The 1742-nt window shown below is 64.1% G+C and carries 1 protein-coding gene; it reads left to right on the top strand.

Annotated features, from left to right (window positions below):
• On the top strand, window positions 1-1503 hold a 1503-nt coding region (locus C7G61_RS42620), incomplete at its 5' end, for an IS66 family transposase (protein ID WP_338026200.1).
• Window positions 1504-1742: the final 239 nt, after the last annotated feature.

Genomic DNA, 1742 nt, shown 5'->3' with positions numbered 1-1742 from the left:
CTGGAGCGGCTGGCTGCCGCCCAGCGCGAGGAGATCGCCCGTCTCAAGAACCTTAAAGGACGTCCAACCATCAAGCCGCGCACGCCCAGCGGCATGGACACCCACACACCTTCGCCTGGGTCAAGCCGCAAGCCCGGGCGGCGCGGCCCCAAAGCCTCGCAGATCACGATCCATGAGGAGCGTGTCATGCGTGCCGCCGTTCCGGCCGGATCGCGCTTCAAGGGCTATGAGGACTTTCTGGTTCAGGACCTGATCGTGCGATCCCACGGGATCCGCATTCGTCGCGAGCGCTGGCTGACCCCGGACGGCCGTACCCTTGTGGCGCCGCTGCCGGATGGCATCGTCGGGCATTTCGGGCCAGACCTGCACCGCTATGTGCTGGCGCTCTACCATCAGGGTCAGCTCACCATCGCGCGGCTGGTCGAGCATCTCACCCTGCTGGGCGTGCTGATCTCCAAGCGGCAGGTCGTGCGGTTGCTCAGCGATGCGAGCGGGTTATTCCGCGACGAGGCGATGGCGGTGCTGCGGGCCGGATTGAGGAGCGCGCGCTGGATCAGTGTCGATGACACAGGCGCACGGCATCAGGGCCGCAACGGCACCTGCACCCAGATCGGCAATGACCACTTCACCTGGTTTGGCACCACCGCCTCCAAGAGCCGGCTCAACTTCCTCGAGCTTCTACGAGCGGGCCACACAGATTACGTCATCAACGCTGACGCGCTTGCCTACCTGCGCCGGCGAGCCTTGCCGCAGCCTCTGATCGCGCGTCTGGCGCAAGCGTCCGAGACGGACTTCCGCGATGCCCCGGCCTGGCAGCGTCATTTGGAACAGGTGGCGATGCCCAGCCGGCCCGACACGCTCGATCCCGTCCGTCTGGCCACCGAAGGAGCCGTGTGGGGCAGCATCAAGGCGCACGGCCTTCTGCCGAACACGGTGATCGTCAGCGACGATGCCGGCCAGTTCGAGGTTGGAGAGCACGCGTTGTGCTGGGTGCATGCCGAGCGGCTGATCCATCAGCTCGACACCTTTACGGATCATCAGCGCGCGGCCCAGAAGCGGATGCGGCGGCTGGTGTGGTGGTTCTACCGGGATCTGAAGCTCTATCGTCAGGCACCAACCCGCCGCCGCCGAACGCAGTTGCGGGCGCGCTTTGATCGGATCTTCACGAGGCGAACCGGCTTTGCCACCCTTGATCGGCTGCTGAGACGGCTGCGAGCCAACAAGGCGGAACTGCTGCGGGTGCTGGAGCGCCCCGAGATCCCGCTGCACACCAACGGGTCCGAGAACGACATCCGGGCTCAGGTCATTCGGCGCAAGATCAGCGCCGGCACGCGCTCCGACACGGGGCGGGACTGCCGCGATGCATTCCTCGGATTGAGCAAGACCTGTCGCAAGCTGGGAGTGTCATTCTGGAGCTATCTTGGCGATAGACTGGGAATTGCTGATGCGCCAGCCGTCCCGCGCCTGGCAGATCTGGTCAGCGACCGCTGCTCCTTAGCGTGATCGCCAACGGTTTTGCCCCTATTACCTTTCATGGTCTTAACTCCTTGATCTTCATATAGAGATCCTGGCCGGATTCTCCAAATCGGCGGCTCGTCACAATCGAGAGAGCGAAGCCGTCCGAGGGCGGAGCCCTGCATTTCAGGACTGCGAGCCTTCCGAATGGTGGGATTGTCGCAAGGTTGGAACCTTGCCAGAAGATGCTCTCACCTCAGGCCTGCCATCCCTGTCACATGCCTTCC

It is taken from the genome of Bradyrhizobium algeriense (assembly GCF_003062295.1).
Classification (GTDB): Bacteria; Pseudomonadota; Alphaproteobacteria; order Rhizobiales; family Xanthobacteraceae; genus Bradyrhizobium; species Bradyrhizobium algeriense.
Note: the sequence above shows the minus strand (reverse complement) of the source record. Positions and strands in the feature narration are given on the sequence as shown.